The sequence below is a fragment of the Pseudoalteromonas apostichopi genome, from assembly GCF_030297135.1.
In the GTDB taxonomy this organism is placed as follows: Bacteria; Pseudomonadota; Gammaproteobacteria; order Enterobacterales; family Alteromonadaceae; genus Pseudoalteromonas; species Pseudoalteromonas apostichopi.
The window spans coordinates 289,990-305,178 of record NZ_AP028065.1 but is presented as its reverse complement, the minus strand read 5'-3'; the positions used below and the strand labels follow the sequence as shown (position 1 = coordinate 305,178).

Genomic DNA, 15,189 nt, shown 5'->3' with positions numbered 1-15,189 from the left:
ATGGGGCTATTAAGTGGATTAATGGGTAACGCAAGTGAAGTTGATAACGACGATTTAGAAGAACTGCTTGCCAATACCCTGATTGATGGTGAAACAGTACAAAGAGCCTATAAAGTCATTCGTGATATGTTCATCTTTACAAATAAAAGATTGATTATCATTGATAAACAAGGTGTTACTGGTTCAAAAGTTGAAATGTTGAGCATTGCTTACTCAAAAATTACTAAGTTTAGTAAAGAAAGTGCCGGGCATTTTGACCTAGATGCTGAACTGAAAATTTGGGTTGGTTCAGATCCAACACCAATTAGTAAAGACTTTAAAGCAGGAGATAACATTAATGAGGTTTATAGAATTATAAGCCAGTTTGCTTTATAAGGTACTGACACACTTTATTTTTTCTTTGAAAGTTGGCTCAGAGGCGAAAGTTTCGGCCAACTTTTTCTTTACATTTGCCGACACTTTATTACAATTAATCAAGTAAAAACAAATGCTTAGTTAAGTTCTCATTCAGTTTTCTCACGTTAGCATGTGCCCAACTTAGCCATCAGGCTAGTTTTCAACAGCAATGAAACAATGTTAATAGGGAAATCTGTTTATGAAAAAGTTAGCAGTTATTATTTCGAGTATGCTTCTGTCAACTGCCGCGACTGCTGCGGATAGTTACCAATCAATCAGCCATTTAGGGTACATGGACACCGATGGCAACGACACAGTAAGTGTTGATTCAACATATTACTTCGCACCAAAGAAAACAATGGGTCCATACGACCAGTTTGAATACATCAACAGAACAACCAACGTGTTTGGTTCGTACGCTGATGATGACTTTGGTGATGTGACTAACATCGGTGGTGAATACTTCGTACAAGATTTCGTAATCGGTGCAGGTTACAGCAACTACGATTACGGTTCAGATACTGATTTATTCAACGTGTCTGCAGGTTACTTCTTTAATCCTAACCTTCTTCTTAAAGCGACATTTATTGACGTAGAAGACGGTGATAACACAGTAATGTTTGACCTTAAGTACAATCATCAGCTTAACAGCACTGATTACTTAGGTTTTACTTTCACAGCTGACGACGAGTTTGATTACCGTGCAGTAAATGCGAAATACTTCATGGATCTTAAACAAGGTAACTACCTAACAATTGAAGGTACAATCTTAGATACAGACGATAGCGGTAGCTCTTGGGAACTAGGTTCAAACTACTACTTCTCTAAAGCAACATCAGCTTTTGTAACCTTTAATAAAGAAGATGACTACAGCTTTGGTGCACAGCACTTCTTTAACAAAAACGTTGGCTTAAAAGCAGGTTATGCAAACAACTGGGATGACTCAGATTACGATGCATACTTTGCAAACGTAAGCTTACAGTTTTAATCATTAATTTGATGACATAAAAAAGCCCGCATTATGCGGGCTTTTTCGTTTTTATCATTACCAACCGCACTGGCGGCCTTCATTTTGCTCATCAAGGTATTTTTGTAACGGTGCAAAGTAATCTAAGATTGCTGTTGCATCCATTTTTTCTTTACCAGTGATCGTCGCAAGAGCTTCTTGCCATGGGCGGCTTGAACCCATTTCTAACATCGCATTTAGTTTTTCACCCGCCTCAGCAGAGTTGTAAACTGAGCAGCGGTGTATCGCTTCTTTGTTACCAGCAATTTCACATAAACTTCTGTGGAAGTCGAATTGTAAAATGTGTGCTAAGAAATAACGCGTGTAAGGCGTGTTACCTGGTACGTGATATTTTGCACCCGGATCGAAGTCTGCTTCGCTACGTGCGATAGGCGCTTGTACACCTTGGTATTTTTCACGTAATTCCCACCACGCTTTGTTGTAGTTCTCTGGCGTTACTTCACCTGAGAAAACTTTCCAGCGCCATTGGTCTACTAATAAACCAAATGGGATAAATGCTACTTTGTCTAATGCCATTTTCATTAGTAGGCCAATATCTTTTGACTCATCAGGCACTTCGTCTAATAAACCAATTTCTTTTAAATAACCCGGTGTAACCGAAAGCGCAATGGTGTCACCAATCGCTTCGTGGAAACCATCGTTCGCACTCTCTTGATAGTAAACAGGCTGATTTTTGTATGCACGTTGATAGAAGTTATGGCCTAGCTCGTGGTGAATAACAGAGAATTCTTCACCTGTACGTTGAATACACATCTTAATACGCAGGTCATCTTTGCTATCAATATCCCATGCTGAAGCATGACACTGCACGTCACGGTCTTGTGGTTTAGTAAACAGTGAGCGTTCATAGAAAGTATCTGGCAGTGGCGCAAAGCCCATCGATGTAAAGAACTTCTCAGCACCACGTACCATTTTAAGTTCGTCGTAATCGTGCTCAGCTAATAGCTCTGTTACGTCATAACCAGGATCGGCATTTTCAGGTGCGACAACATCGTAAATGTTACCCCAAGTCTGTGCCCACATATTACCTAAAAGGTGTGCTGGGATAGGTTGGTCTTGAGGTACTTTATCTTCTCCATACTTTTCACCTAGCTTGGCACGAACATGACAATGTAATGAGTCATAAAGCGGTTTAACTTGGCCCCAAATGCGGTCGAGTTCTTTTGCAAAATCATCGGCTGGCATGTCGTATTTACTACGCCACATAGCACCTGTATCCGCATAACCTAGCTCTTTTGCGCCTTCATTGGTTAAAGCAACTTGTTGTTCATATAGTGGGCGCATTGGTTTTGAAACCTGACGCCAACCTTGCCATAAATCAAGCAATTCATTGTAATCACGGCTCGTTGCCATTTTAGCGGTCATTTCGCCAAGGCTTAAACAGCTACCATCTTCTTTACAGTATTTACCTTTACCATATATACCACCTAACTCAGCAACTAACTGCGAGAGTTTTGCTGTTTTTTCAGCATCTTGTGGTGCAGGTAAAGTGAGCGCTAGTTTTAGCTTATCAAGTTTACGGCGTGCATCGTAATCAAGTTCTAAACTATCAAATTTTGCAGCTTCATTAGCAAGGCGTACAACGGCTTCGGTCATTTTGCGATTAACTTCAGCAGATAGCTCAGCAGTATCATAGGTGATGAAGTTGGCATAAATCCACTCAGCGCGGCTTGCTTCTAAATAAAGCGCACTTAATTCTTTTTCAGTATCGGCGATAAATTTAGCGGCATCTTGTGCGGTTACTTGACTTGTTTGGACTTCAGTCGTTGTCGTTTTAGTACTCGCAGCGTCATCATTACAGCCAGTAAGTGCAAGAGCACTCGCTACCATAAGTGCGCTCATACTGAGCTTAAATGGAGTCTTTTTCATAACGTTCCCTAGAAGTTTATTGTTATTTATTGCACATGCATAATAGCAGTGTCTTAGTAAACAACAAACAGCATCGCTAAAAACAACCTTAGTAAGAGCTGCTTACGTTGTATTTATGGCACGATCAGTCATACTTGAAGCAGTTAAATAAAATAAAAGGATTGCACAATGACGACCGTAATCATTCTGTTACTAGTTGCTGTGATTGTAATTTTTGCTGTGAAAGACATTCGCATCAATCTTGTTACACGACCTACGTTTAGTATGTTTAAAAAAGTTTTGCCGCCATTATCGCAAACAGAGCGTGAAGCCATGGAAGCAGGTGATGTTTGGTGGGATGGTGAATTATTCAGCGGTAACCCTGATTGGCAAAAGCTGCATCGTTTCCCTAAACCCGAACTTAGCGAAAAAGAACGCGCATTTATGAGCGAGCAAGTCGAAACCTTGTTAGCTATGCTTGATGACTATCAAATCGTGCAAAAAGATAAAGACCTACCAAAAGAAGTGTGGGACTACCTAAAAAAAGAAGGTTTCTTTGCGTTAATTATTCCTGAAAAATTTGGTGGCCGTGAGTTTTCAGCCATAGCTAATTCAACCATCGTATCGAAAATTGCCACTAAGAGCTTAACCGCTGCGGTGACCGTCATGGTGCCAAATAGCTTAGGCCCAGGCGAATTACTGCTTCATTATGGTACTACCGAGCAACAAGAGCGTTGGTTACCAAGCCTAGCGAAAGGTGATGATGTGCCTTGTTTTGCTTTAACGGGCCCTGAGGCGGGTTCTGATGCGGGTAGTATTCCTGATACTGGTGTAGTTTGTAAGGGCATGCATAACGGTGAAGAAGTGATTGGCTTAAAACTTAACTGGTCAAAACGCTACATCACGCTTGCGCCAATTGCTACAGTGCTGGGTCTTGCATTTAAAATGTACGATCCTGACGGCTTATTAGGTGATAAAACAGAGCTTGGCATTACATGTGCGCTAATTCCTACTGATCACGAAGGTGTACAGACAGGTGAGCGTCATTACCCGTTGAATATGGCATTTATGAATGGCACAACTTACGGTAAAGATGTGTTTATTCCACTTGATTGGATCATTGGTGGCGAAAAAGGCGCAGGTAGAGGTTGGCGCATGTTAGTTGAGTGTTTAAGTGCAGGCCGAGGTATTTCGTTACCTGCGCTTAGTACAGCAACAGGCCACTTGGCTTCAAGAATGACATCAGCCTATGCAACTGTGCGTCAACAATTTGGTGTTTCAATTGGACAATTCGAAGGAGTGCAAGAGGCTCTTGCGCGCATAGGTGGTTTAACTTACACCTTAGAGTCTGCAAGACTAATGACTGCAGGCGCGATTGATATGAAGTTGAGTCCGTCTGTGGTTACTGCAATTGCAAAATATCATATGACAGAAATGGGTCGTACTGTTATGAATGACGCTATGGATATTCACTCAGGTAAAGGGATCCAAGTGGGCCCAAATAACTATTTAGCTCATGGCTATATGGGGATCCCGGTGTCGATTACTGTAGAAGGTGCAAACATTCTCACTCGTAATTTGATGATTTTTGGTCAAGGTGCTACGCGTTGCCATCCTTTTGTTCTTAAAGAAATGGAAGCGGCTGCAATGGAAGATCATGATGTTGCTTTAAAAGAGTTTGACTCATTACTACTGCAACATATTTTGTTTGCTGGTAGCAACGCAGGTATGGCGTTTGTACACGGGTTAACACGTAGTTACTTCGCAAAAGCGCCGGTATCTGGTGCAACAGCTGTGTATTACAAACAATTAAGCCGCATGAGTCGTGGCTTAGCGTTTTGTACTGATGTTGCTATGCTGGTTTTAGGCGGTGAGTTAAAACGTAAAGAGATGATTTCGGCGCGCCTAGGTGATGTGCTTAGTCACTTATATTTAGCTTCATGTGTACTGAAACGCTACGAAGATGAAGGCCGCCAACAAGCTGATTTATCATTTGTACAATATGCTGTTGAGCATTCGTTATTTTGCATAGGTCAGGCATTCGATGGTTTCTTTAAAAACTTCTCTAATCCTGTTATTAATTTCTTACTGAAACGCATTGTGTTCCCGGTAGGTAATCATTATCACCGCCCAAGTGACGAGTTAGCACAAACTATGTGTGAGCACATGAGCAAGCCAGGTGTTTTCAGAGACAGATTAACTCACCTTTGTTATGTTGATGAAAATGCCGGTACAGGGGTGATGGAAAATGCCTTTCTAGCCATGATTGATACCCACGATGACTTTAAGCAGCTTCGTAAATGGCAAAAAGAAGGCACTATTGCTAAAAACCTTGAACTTGAGGATGCAATAGTCGTAGCGGCAGAGAAAAACTTGATTAACGAAACCGTTGCTGAGCGAATGAACAAAGCCAATGAGCTGCGCAAAAAAGCGATAGCTGTGGATAACTTCGCTCCTGGGGAGCTGTAAACGTTCCTAATATTTAATAGAGCCAAGCCTTGCATTCGCAAGGCTTTTTTATACTTAGTTACAGGCCGTTTGCTATCACTTTTTCTGCTTCACTAGCGGGCATAGGCTTTGCTTTTAAAAAGCCTTGGCCAAATTTACATTGAGTTTGCTTTAAAATAGCCAATTGTTTTTCCGTTTCAATTCCTTCTGCGACTACATCGAGCTTTAATGATTGCGCTAACGATAAAATAGCATCGACTAAGGGGTTGTGCGCTTTGTTTAAATGGTCAATGAAACTTTTATCAATTTTCATTATATGAATCGGTAATTGGTGTAAATACCCAAGCGCGGAATAGCCTGTACCAAAGTCATCTAAACACAGTTTCACTTCAAGAGGCTCAAGACCCTTGATGATTTTTGTCGCCAGCTCTAGATTACCGATAAGTCCAGATTCGGTTATTTCTAAGCATAGTGAGCCAAGAGGTAACTTATATTGCTTATATAAGGCATGTATTTGTTCCACAAAATCGAGGCTAGCAAAGTGACGCGATGACACATTTACGGTAATTCGGCCAAATGCTTTTCCTTCACTCGTCCACTTTGCAATTTGCTTTGCAGCAAGCTGAAGTAAATGTAAATCTAGGTTGATAATTTGACCTGTGTCTTCTGCTACCGGAATAAAATCATTTGGCGAGACAAAGCCTTTGCTTGGGTGATGCCAGCGCACAAGGGCCTCAAAACCAACAACTCTTGTGTCTTGAATAGTAAAAATTGGCTGGTAGTAAAGTTCAAAGTCGTCATGCTCAATGCCATGCTGTAAATCATTTTCTATATCGGCATGATTTTTAAGTTTTTTACGCATTGTATTGTTGAAAAACTTAACTTTACCACGGCCAGATGATTTCGCCTCGTACATTGCTGCATCAGCATGCTGCAATAGCTTATACGCTTGATCGCGACTACTTTCACAAAAAGCAACACCTATACTAGTCGATGCTTGTAGAAGGTGTCCATCAATATCAAGGGGCTGTGCGAGCACATGCTGGATCCGTTCAAGGGCATCATTTATTTGTTGTTTATCGGTAATGTTTTCCATAAAAATGGCAAACTCATCGCCTCCTAAGCGGGCGAAGGTGTCGGTGTTACGAATAGTGCTTAAGATCAATTCACAAATTTTAACTAAAAAATGGTCACCAACTTCATGGCCTAACGAATCATTGATACTTTTAAAGCGGTCAAAGTCTAAATAGAGTAGGGCATGCTTATGTTGCTTATTTGCTCTTGCAAGGCGAAGTATTGCATGTTTAATTCGCTCAATCAGTAAAGAACGATTAGCAAGTCCTGTTAATTCATCGTGAAGAGCTCGATGCTCAAGCTCTTGCCTTGATAATTGACGGTCTATTGCCATGCTGATTTGACGGCTAACATAAGTGAGTAAGGCACGATCATGCTCGTCATAATGGTAACTTTTACTGTAGCTTTGTACGGCAATGACACCGCTAATACGCTCATTCACTTTAAACGGTACACCTAGCCAAGACTCAGCCTGACGACCGACCATTTTAAAATGCCCAGCATCAATGTGCTGCTGAAATTCTTCTTTAGTAAAAAGAAGTGACTGATCTATATTTAGTAAGTAATAAGACGCAGTGTCTTTTAGTTGTTCTTTCGATATTTTTTTATGAGCATTTGAGCGCACGCCTTCTTCAATAATATAAACTAAATCGAGCACATCGAGCTGCTTGTCATAAAGGCCGATGAAGAAATTATCTGCCCTGAGTAAAGAAGTAATAATGCCGTGTAATGACTCAAAAAAACTATCTAGTTCACTTGATTGATACGTCAAATTGGCGATTTGCAGCATCGATCGTTCTAGCTTTTGCGCATCGTTTAACTGCATGACGGTTTGCTGTAAGTTTTCTATGGTGCGAACCTGATTGATCTTGGCACTTAATAAATGCGCGACAGTTGATAAAATCTCTAAATGCGCGTCATTGTAGTAATCTTTTTGCGGATGCTCACAGTCAATCACACCCAGTATTTTTTCTTTGTAAACTAATGGTACGCAAAGCTCAGAAAGAGCTGGGCGAGAATCTGCGATGTAACGTGGATCTTGGCTAACATCAGCAATCATCAAAGGTTTACCAGTACTTGCGACATAACCCGTAATGCCTTGATCAAAGCTGATTTCTGTACGGTCAATATGGTAAGTATCATGGCTGCCAGCTGTGCCTATAGAAGCCATTTCTTTTAGGGTGCGAGTTTTATCATCTGCGAGGTAAATTACACATTCAATAAAGCCTAGGCGGCTAACCACTTCAGACGTAACATATTCTAATAATTCTTCAACTGTGTCTAATTGCATTACAGATGATGAAAATTGATTAATTATATGTAGTTGGTCTGTTTTGACCTCAAGTGCAAAAGCAGTGTCTAAACTCTTAGGCATAGAATAAAAGGTAACCGAAATGTTGTATTAATTTATTACGTTAACCTACTATCAAACTATCCACAAAGTTATTTTCAAAAAAAACTGGAACTGGTGTAAACTAGGCACCTGAATATGAACTTGGGTAATTTAGCAAGGTTATTTGCTCAAAGTTTACGCTATCCCCCTAACTTTAGCCGTGGAAACAAGCAATGTCAGATTTAAATTCGATGCAAACTCTAACAATTACACGCCCTGATGATTGGCACATTCATTTACGTGATGGTGAGCAACTCGTTGATACCGTTCGTGACGCAAGCCGTTACATGGGTCGCGCAATTATCATGCCTAATCTTGTTCCACCGGCAACTTGTACAGAAACTGCGTTATCTTACTATGAGCGAATTAAAGCTGCCGGCCCACAGGGTAACTTTGAACCGTTAATGGTGCTTTATCTGACAGATAAAACTACGCCAGAAGAAATCAAAAAAGCGAAAGCAACGGGTAAAATTGTTGCAGCTAAGTTGTACCCAGCTGGTGCGACTACAAACTCAGATTCAGGTGTTACTTCAATCAAAAACATCTACCCAGTACTTGAAGCAATGCAAGAAGTGGGTATGTTGTTGCTTGTTCATGGTGAAGTGACAGATTCATCTATTGATATTTTTGATCGTGAGAAGGTGTTCCTAGAAACAATTTTAGCGGACGTAGTGAACGATTTCCCTAACTTAAAAATTGTGCTTGAGCACATCACAACAAAAGATGCGGTAGAGTTTGTTAATAATGCACCTGAAAATGTAGCAGCAACAATTACTGCTCATCACTTACTTTATAATCGTAATCACATGTTAGCGGGTGGAATTCGCCCTCATTATTACTGCTTACCTATTTTGAAGCGTAATATCCATCAACAAGCGTTGATTGCTGCTGCAACAAGTGGTAGTAAAAAGTTCTTCTTAGGTACTGATTCTGCTCCGCACTACAAAGATAAAAAAGAAGCAGCTTGCGGATGTGCAGGTGCTTACACAGCACATGCTGCGATTGAGTTATATGCTGAAGCATTTGAAGAAGCGGGGGCTTTAGATAAACTAGAAGGTTTTGCAAGCCACTTTGGTCCAGACTTCTATGGTATGCCTCGTAACCAAGATACTATTACACTATTTAAAGAAAGCTGGACAGTACCAGCAAGCTATAAACTAGGTGATTCAGAAGTGGTGCCAATCAAAGCTGAAGCGAAAATGGACTGGCAAGTAAAATAATCTAAAGCAATAGCACTCTTTTCTTGAAAATTAGAAGCCCATCATTTTGATGGGCTTTTTTTCATTTATTATTAATTGTTTATAAATAATACTGTCATATATTTTTGTTTCGGCAGTTGACCTTAAAATTATTTTCGATTAATAGAGCTAAAAACTATTTAATGTGTTAGTCTTAAATTGCTTTGAGTTTTTGCGTATTGAATTTACGGATAATGTGCGGCTGTACGGTTACCGGTTAGGTTATTGGTTCTTCCTGTACTTTACCCCAAGTTTATTGGGCATTCACTCAGGGAGGATAGAGCCATTATGGCTGAATTTTAATAATTGACTTACAGGAAAATTTGGTATGTCAAACACGGTTACTGGTAAAGTTAAGTTCTTCAACGAAGCTAAAGGCTTCGGTTTTATTGAACAAGAAAATGGCCCTGATGTATTCGTACACTTCAGTGCTATCACAGGTACAGGCTTCCGCACTCTTAGCGAAGGTCAACAAGTATCTTTCGGCATCAAACAAGGTCAAAAAGGCCCTGAAGCTGAGAACGTAGAAGTAGCATAATTTATTATGTGAACCTCTCATTTTGGTGGAACAGTTTCTGTTTCACCAAAATTCATCATTACCTCACAAAAAATCGCAACACTCATATCCACCAAACATTAATTAGCTGTACCGAAATTATATTCCTCCAAAGGCATTGAAAACGACTAATTTAATCAGAAGATAAGCTAGAACTTCACGATCTATGCTCTAAAAGCTACTCTCCATAACTAAAGTATTATATGCTGTAACGATGTAATTTATTAAACATAACAGCGTCTGTTATGTTAGTTAGTAGTTTTGATTGAACTCGAAAGTTAGCAGCAAAATGTTTACAGTTATTTTTCACCAAACTAGAAATAACCCGCTAAACTTAACTTATCCACATGTGGAAATAATGCTGAGTAACTTATACTTGTTTGATGAAATATAATGAAGGTTTACTAATCGATGAGCATAGGAAACAATATACTTTTGGTAGACGACCACCCAATGGTGGCAACAGCAATTAAAATGGCACTTGCCAAGTCTACACTAGTAAACGAAGTACAAGCTGTTGCAAGTCAAAAAGAAGCGTTGCAGTTTTTAAAAAGTAATAATGTAGCGCTAGCGATTTTAGACATCGAGTTAGAAGACTCCGATGGCTTTAGTTTATATAAGCGCGCCGTCAGTAGTGGTTTTACTGGTAAAGTGTTGTTTCTATCAGCTAAGCAAGACAAGCATATTATCCGTACAGCTGCAAAACTTGGTGCGCAGGGGTTTGTAAACAAAGCAGAAAGCCTTGAAGATATCTCTTCAGCCGTTGAAATGATTTTGCGTGGTTATACATTCTTCCCGCAAGAGCACTTAATCGCTTCGGAAAAAGACATCGACGAGTTATTAACTGAACGTGAGCTTGCGGTGATGAATTATTTACTACAAGGCTTATCGAACAAAGATATCGGTGAAAAGCTCTTTATTAGTAACAAAACAGTAAGTACATACAAAGCGAAAATATTTGAAAAGCTTGAAGTTGATTCAATTATTTCACTTGCCAAGCTTGTAAAAGACCGCGCAATATTTTAACTCTCTCACCCATAGCGGTGAGAGATTTCAACTCTCTCATTCTTGTGTTTAGTGCCTGATTTGGCTGCTTATTGAGCGGTTACACGTGGCGAGTGCATAAAAATTCTTCAAAATAGATTTTTTAGATGAATAAACGGAATTTTTTTTTCATTTTTCTTCAGCATTTTCAGATTTCATAAAATGTTACATTTATGTTTAAGGTTGAACCTAATATGAATGCAATGTTCGCCAGCAAAGGGCTATAGAAGTATCATATGAACACCTCTGTTATATTTTTGTTAATTCGTTGTTTTGGTTCTTTTCCTTTCAACGACGAGTCACCAAATTTTTCCGACGAAAGCCGAACATCAAGTTGACAGACTCTGATGCATTTAGCATTATTGGAGGGTTGATATCTATTAAAAGATATCAGGGTTGTCCTCTTCGGGGGGTAATTAAATTATAAAAGTAACATTACTTAATTGGTTGGGAACTATGTCTGTTAAAATCAGAAAGAGTCTTGTAGCATCAGCGTTGGTTGGCGCTTTTGCATTTGCAAGCAGCAATGTGATTGCAGATCCTTTGAAAGATGTGCAAGATGCAGGTCAACAAATTCAAAAGGCTGCTGTTAAGTCTCAAACTAAAATTGACAATGTATATGGTCAAACTCAAGAGCTAATCGCTGAGTACCGTAGCGTTGTTGACGAAACTGAGCTAATGAAGGTTTATAACGATCACGTAGCACGTTTGGTCGCTGACCAAAATGCTTCAATCGAGTCGTTTGACCGTCAAATCGCAACTATCGATAACACGAAACAAAACGTTGTGCCTTTGATGTATCGCATGATCGATACGCTTGAGCAATTCATCAAAGCGGACGTTCCGTTCAATCTTGAAAACCGTCTAGCACGTGTTGAAAGACTTCGTGACATCATGGCGTCAGCATCAGTTACTACATCTGAAAAATTCCGCCAAGTTCTTGAAGCTTACACTGTTGAAACTGCATACAGCTCAGCTGTAACTGCTTCACAAGGTACTCTTGAGATCGACGGTAAGAGCATCAACGTTGACTTCGGTCGTTTAGGTCGTATCACTTACGTTGCTCAGTCTTTTGACCTTAAGCACGCGTGGGTGTGGGATAACAACACTAAACAGTGGAAAGAATTAGGTGAAGAATACCTAAAACCTGTTAAAGAAGTTATTCGTATGGCGCGTAAACAAGCGACATTAGAACTTGTTAAACTACCAATCTTTGGCGCGGAGTAATCAATAATGAAGAAACTATTTAAAGGTTTTGCTGTTGCAGCAGTACTATCTGTTTCTGCAGGTACCGCGCTTAATGCACATGCAAACACTGATGCTTTAGACAAAATTCTTGAGCAAGTTAAGCAAGAACGTATCTCTGAAGGCAAATTAAATAAGCAACGTGAACAAGAGTTCCTTTCAGCTCGTGCTGATAAGCAAGCGTTACTTAACAAAGCTAAAAGTGACCTAGCTGCTGAAAAAGCTCGTGGTGATCGTTTAGCTAAAGAATATGCACAAAACGAAAATACTTTAGCTGAGAAAGAGCAAGCTCTTTTAAACGCTCAAGGTACGTTAGGTGAGATGTTCGGTGTTGTACGTCGTGCAGCTGCTGATGCAATCGGTTCAATCGAAGCATCACTTGTTTCTGCTGAAAAACCAGGACGTGCTGAAGTACTTCGCTCACTAGCTGCTGCGAAAGAACTTCCAACTGTACGTGAACTTGAAGAGCTTTGGATTTCTCTTCAAACTGAAATGACTGAGTCAGCTAAAGTTTCAACTTTCGAAACTGAAGTTGCGGGTCTTGACGGTTCATCTTCTGTGAAGAAAGTAACGCGTATCGGTAACTTCAACTTAGTAACTGACGATGGTTATTTAATCTACTCACCAGAAACTAAAGCAATCCAACCACTAGGTAAGCAACCTGATAGCTACATCCTAGCTGGTATCAGCGATTTAGAAAATACTTCTTCTGACAACTATGCTGGCGTATACATCGACCCGACTCGTGGCGCGATCTTACGTATCAACACGCAGAAGAAATCGTTAATGGAATACTACGAGCAAGGTGCTGAAGTAGGTTACATCATCACAGTATTACTTGTTGTTGGTCTACTTATCTTCATCGTTCGTTTCATTGATCTTGCGCTTACTAGCACTAAGATTAAGAGCCAGCTTAAAAACCTTTCTACTCCGAATACAAACAACCCACTGGGTCGTATTCTTAAGGTTTATGCTGACAACAAGAATCAAGACGTTGAAAACCTTGAGCTTAAACTTGACGAAGCAATCTTACGTGAAACGCCTCGCATTGAAGCTGGTATCAACATCATCAAGATCTTGGCAGCAATCGCTCCATTACTAGGTCTACTAGGTACGGTAATCGGTATGATCCTTACGTTCCAAACAATCACATTGTTCGGTACAGGTGATCCGAAGATCATGGCTGGTAATATCTCTCTAGCACTTGTTACTACAGCGTTAGGTCTAATTGCAGCTCTACCACTTATTCTACTTCACTCAATTGTTGCGGGTCGTAGTAAGTCGGTTCTACATGTCCTTGATGAGCAAAGCGCAGGTATCATCGCTGCTCACGCGGAGAAGGAGAAAGCCTAATGCTAGTCCTGATGGAGATCTGGGAATCTATCAGGGATTTTGTTGGCACAGGCGGCCAGGTTTTATACGTGGTCGCGATAGCACTCTTTCTTATGTGGGTTTTAATGATTGAGCGCTATTGGTTCCTACTAGCTGAGTTTCCTCGTATGACGAAGAACATTGTAGCTCAGTGGGATGCCCGCCAAGACACTACGTCTTGGTACGCACACAGAATCCGTGAAGCATGGATTTCTGAAGCGTCTGAAAAATTAGATCAGCGTATGTTGTTGATTAAGACATTGGTAGCTATTTGTCCTTTAATAGGCTTACTAGGTACTGTAACGGGTATGATCGCGGTTTTCGAAACCATGGCTACTCAAGGTACAGGTAACGCACGTTTAATGGCATCAGGTATTTCAATGGCAACAATCCCAACAATGGCTGGAATGGTTGCGGCACTATCTGGAGTATTCTTTAGCTCACGTCTAGAAGCGAGAGCGAGAATGGCGAAAGCTAAACTTGTAGATAGCATGCCTCATCACTAGAGAGAGAATTAAATATGGCACGTAAACAACGTTTTCGTGAAGAAGAAGAAGCAGCGGTTGACATGACGCCAATGCTTGACATCGTATTTATCATGCTTATTTTCTTTATCGTAACTACATCGTTCGTTAAAGAGGCTGGTATCGAAGTCAATAAACCTAAAGCAGCTGCAGCTACGAAGCAAAAAAATGCAAACATTTTTGTTGCTATCCGTGCTGACGGTGCGATCTGGATTGATAAACAACAAGTAGACGTTGAGCGTGTATCAGCTAAACTTGAAAGTTTATTAGCAGAACAACCTACTGAAGTTGTGATTTTGCAAGCTGATAAAGAAGCAAAACACGGCGTAGTGGTTAAAGTTATGGACCAGATCAAAGCGACGGGTGATAACCTTAAAATTTCAATAGCTGGAGATCAGTAATGATTCGTTTTCTGTTTTCACTGATTGCAGGTGGGGCAGTTACTTTCGGCTTGTTCTACTTCATGGCGTACCTCATCTCCGGTGGAGCTGATCGTGCGACTGAACAAAAAGAACAGATCGTAGTCGAAATTATGACGAATCCGCCTGAATCTAAGGTGCAGGAGAGGAAGCGTGTTCCGCCTCCGCCTCCGCCACCGCCAAAGCAGCCGCCTAAGCCGCAGCCGCCTCAGCCGGAAAACAGCAACCCGAACACTGGTGGTTTGTCATTTAATATGCCAAGCATCGATGTGGGTAGCACAGCTGGTGGCCTAAGTGGTCCAGGTGCATTTGGACGTGATGGTGACGCGACACCTATCGTTCGTATTGAACCAAAATACCCTACGCAAGCAGCGCGTGATGGTAAAGAAGGTTGGGTACAACTTTCATTCACTATCAATGAAGTTGGTGGTGTAGAAGATGTTGAAGTGATCGACGCCGATCCAAAACGTATCTTCGACCGCGAAGCTAAACGTGCGCTACGTAAGTGGAAGTACCGTCCGAAAATCATCGATGGTAAACCACAGAAGCAATTTGGTCTTCAAGTACAATTAGACTTTAAACTTAACCAAGGCAACTAAGGAGGCG

13 protein-coding genes are annotated in these 15,189 nt (G+C 40.7%); 11 read left to right on the top strand and 2 right to left on the bottom strand.

Features of this window, described 5'->3' with window-relative positions:
* Together QUE86_RS01265 and QUE86_RS01260 are read left to right on the top strand one after the other, a co-directional pair.
* Positions 1-375 carry a PH domain-containing protein gene (locus QUE86_RS01265; RefSeq protein ID WP_130051245.1) on the top strand — a complete coding sequence of 125 codons (375 nt, stop codon included), beginning with the start codon at positions 1-3 and terminating at the stop codon, positions 373-375.
* Between the two features lie 220 nt (positions 376-595).
* Complete coding sequence (locus QUE86_RS01260; protein ID WP_130051246.1) at positions 596-1,384, top strand: putative porin; 789 nt, start codon at positions 596-598, stop codon at positions 1,382-1,384.
* Between the two features lie 57 nt (positions 1,385-1,441).
* Here QUE86_RS01260 and QUE86_RS01255 read toward each other — a convergent pair whose 3' ends face one another.
* Positions 1,442-3,292 carry a M2 family metallopeptidase gene (locus QUE86_RS01255; protein ID WP_286258728.1) on the bottom strand — a complete coding sequence of 617 codons (1,851 nt, stop codon included), beginning with the start codon at positions 3,290-3,292 and terminating at the stop codon, positions 1,442-1,444.
* Positions 3,293-3,460: 168 nt separating this feature from the next.
* On the opposite strand from QUE86_RS01255, the gene QUE86_RS01250 reads away from it, so the two are divergent.
* Positions 3,461-5,740 (top strand): acyl-CoA dehydrogenase, encoded by a 2,280-nt coding sequence (locus QUE86_RS01250; protein ID WP_130051248.1) that lies wholly within the window; start codon positions 3,461-3,463, stop codon positions 5,738-5,740.
* Positions 5,741-5,798: 58 nt separating this feature from the next.
* Here the strand turns inward: QUE86_RS01250 and QUE86_RS01245 are convergent, their stop codons facing one another.
* The gene (locus QUE86_RS01245) at positions 5,799-8,168 is read right to left on the bottom strand and encodes an EAL domain-containing protein (RefSeq protein WP_130051249.1); all 2,370 of its coding nucleotides are present in this window, start codon (positions 8,166-8,168) and stop codon (positions 5,799-5,801) included.
* Between the two features lie 191 nt (positions 8,169-8,359).
* Between QUE86_RS01245 and pyrC the strand changes: the two genes are divergently transcribed.
* From pyrC to QUE86_RS01205, 8 genes are all read left to right on the top strand, one after another.
* Complete coding sequence (gene pyrC / locus QUE86_RS01240; RefSeq protein ID WP_130051250.1) at positions 8,360-9,406, top strand: dihydroorotase; 1,047 nt, start codon at positions 8,360-8,362, stop codon at positions 9,404-9,406.
* A gap of 346 nt (positions 9,407-9,752) precedes the next feature.
* Complete coding sequence (locus QUE86_RS01235; protein ID WP_036967526.1) at positions 9,753-9,962, top strand: cold-shock protein; 210 nt, start codon at positions 9,753-9,755, stop codon at positions 9,960-9,962.
* A gap of 429 nt (positions 9,963-10,391) precedes the next feature.
* Positions 10,392-11,006 (top strand): response regulator transcription factor, encoded by a 615-nt coding sequence (locus tag QUE86_RS01230; RefSeq protein ID WP_130051251.1) that lies wholly within the window; start codon positions 10,392-10,394, stop codon positions 11,004-11,006.
* A 474-nt stretch (positions 11,007-11,480) separates the two neighbouring features.
* Complete coding sequence (locus QUE86_RS01225; protein WP_054551560.1) at positions 11,481-12,251, top strand: DUF3450 domain-containing protein; 771 nt, start codon at positions 11,481-11,483, stop codon at positions 12,249-12,251.
* Between the two features lie 6 nt (positions 12,252-12,257).
* Positions 12,258-13,622, top strand: coding sequence for a MotA/TolQ/ExbB proton channel family protein (locus tag QUE86_RS01220; protein WP_130051252.1), 1,365 nt, complete (start codon positions 12,258-12,260; stop codon positions 13,620-13,622).
* The gene (locus QUE86_RS01215; protein WP_062570716.1) at positions 13,622-14,146 is read left to right on the top strand and encodes a MotA/TolQ/ExbB proton channel family protein; all 525 of its coding nucleotides are present in this window, start codon (positions 13,622-13,624) and stop codon (positions 14,144-14,146) included. Before QUE86_RS01220 ends, QUE86_RS01215 begins: the two co-directional genes overlap by 1 nt.
* A 14-nt stretch (positions 14,147-14,160) precedes the next feature.
* Positions 14,161-14,565, top strand: a complete 405-nt coding sequence (locus QUE86_RS01210) for an ExbD/TolR family protein (RefSeq protein ID WP_054551557.1) — start codon at positions 14,161-14,163, stop codon at positions 14,563-14,565.
* Positions 14,565-15,182, top strand: a complete 618-nt coding sequence (locus QUE86_RS01205) for an energy transducer TonB (RefSeq protein ID WP_054551556.1) — start codon at positions 14,565-14,567, stop codon at positions 15,180-15,182. The genes QUE86_RS01210 and QUE86_RS01205 overlap by 1 nt, the downstream gene beginning before the upstream one ends.
* Positions 15,183-15,189: the final 7 nt, after the last annotated feature.

Excerpts from the sequence above, each read along its gene's own strand:
- QUE86_RS01260 (WP_130051246.1), top strand. The coding sequence starts at position 596 with ATGAAAAAGTTAGCAGTTATTATTTCGAGTATGCTTCTGTCAACTGCC.
- QUE86_RS01225 (WP_054551560.1), top strand. The coding sequence starts at position 11,481 with ATGTCTGTTAAAATCAGAAAGAGTCTTGTAGCATCAGCGTTGGTTGGC.
- QUE86_RS01210 (WP_054551557.1), top strand. The coding sequence starts at position 14,161 with ATGGCACGTAAACAACGTTTTCGTGAAGAAGAAGAAGCAGCGGTTGAC.
- QUE86_RS01235 (WP_036967526.1), top strand. The coding sequence starts at position 9,753 with ATGTCAAACACGGTTACTGGTAAAGTTAAGTTCTTCAACGAAGCTAAA.
- QUE86_RS01220 (WP_130051252.1), top strand. The coding sequence starts at position 12,258 with ATGAAGAAACTATTTAAAGGTTTTGCTGTTGCAGCAGTACTATCTGTT.
- QUE86_RS01205 (WP_054551556.1), top strand. The coding sequence starts at position 14,565 with ATGATTCGTTTTCTGTTTTCACTGATTGCAGGTGGGGCAGTTACTTTC.
- QUE86_RS01245 (WP_130051249.1), bottom strand. The coding sequence starts at position 8,168 with ATGCCTAAGAGTTTAGACACTGCTTTTGCACTTGAGGTCAAAACAGAC.
- QUE86_RS01265 (WP_130051245.1), top strand. The coding sequence starts at position 1 with ATGGGGCTATTAAGTGGATTAATGGGTAACGCAAGTGAAGTTGATAAC.
- QUE86_RS01230 (WP_130051251.1), top strand. The coding sequence starts at position 10,392 with ATGAGCATAGGAAACAATATACTTTTGGTAGACGACCACCCAATGGTG.
- QUE86_RS01215 (WP_062570716.1), top strand. The coding sequence starts at position 13,622 with ATGCTAGTCCTGATGGAGATCTGGGAATCTATCAGGGATTTTGTTGGC.
- pyrC (WP_130051250.1), top strand. The coding sequence starts at position 8,360 with ATGTCAGATTTAAATTCGATGCAAACTCTAACAATTACACGCCCTGAT.
- QUE86_RS01250 (WP_130051248.1), top strand. The coding sequence starts at position 3,461 with ATGACGACCGTAATCATTCTGTTACTAGTTGCTGTGATTGTAATTTTT.
- QUE86_RS01255 (WP_286258728.1), bottom strand. The coding sequence starts at position 3,292 with ATGAAAAAGACTCCATTTAAGCTCAGTATGAGCGCACTTATGGTAGCG.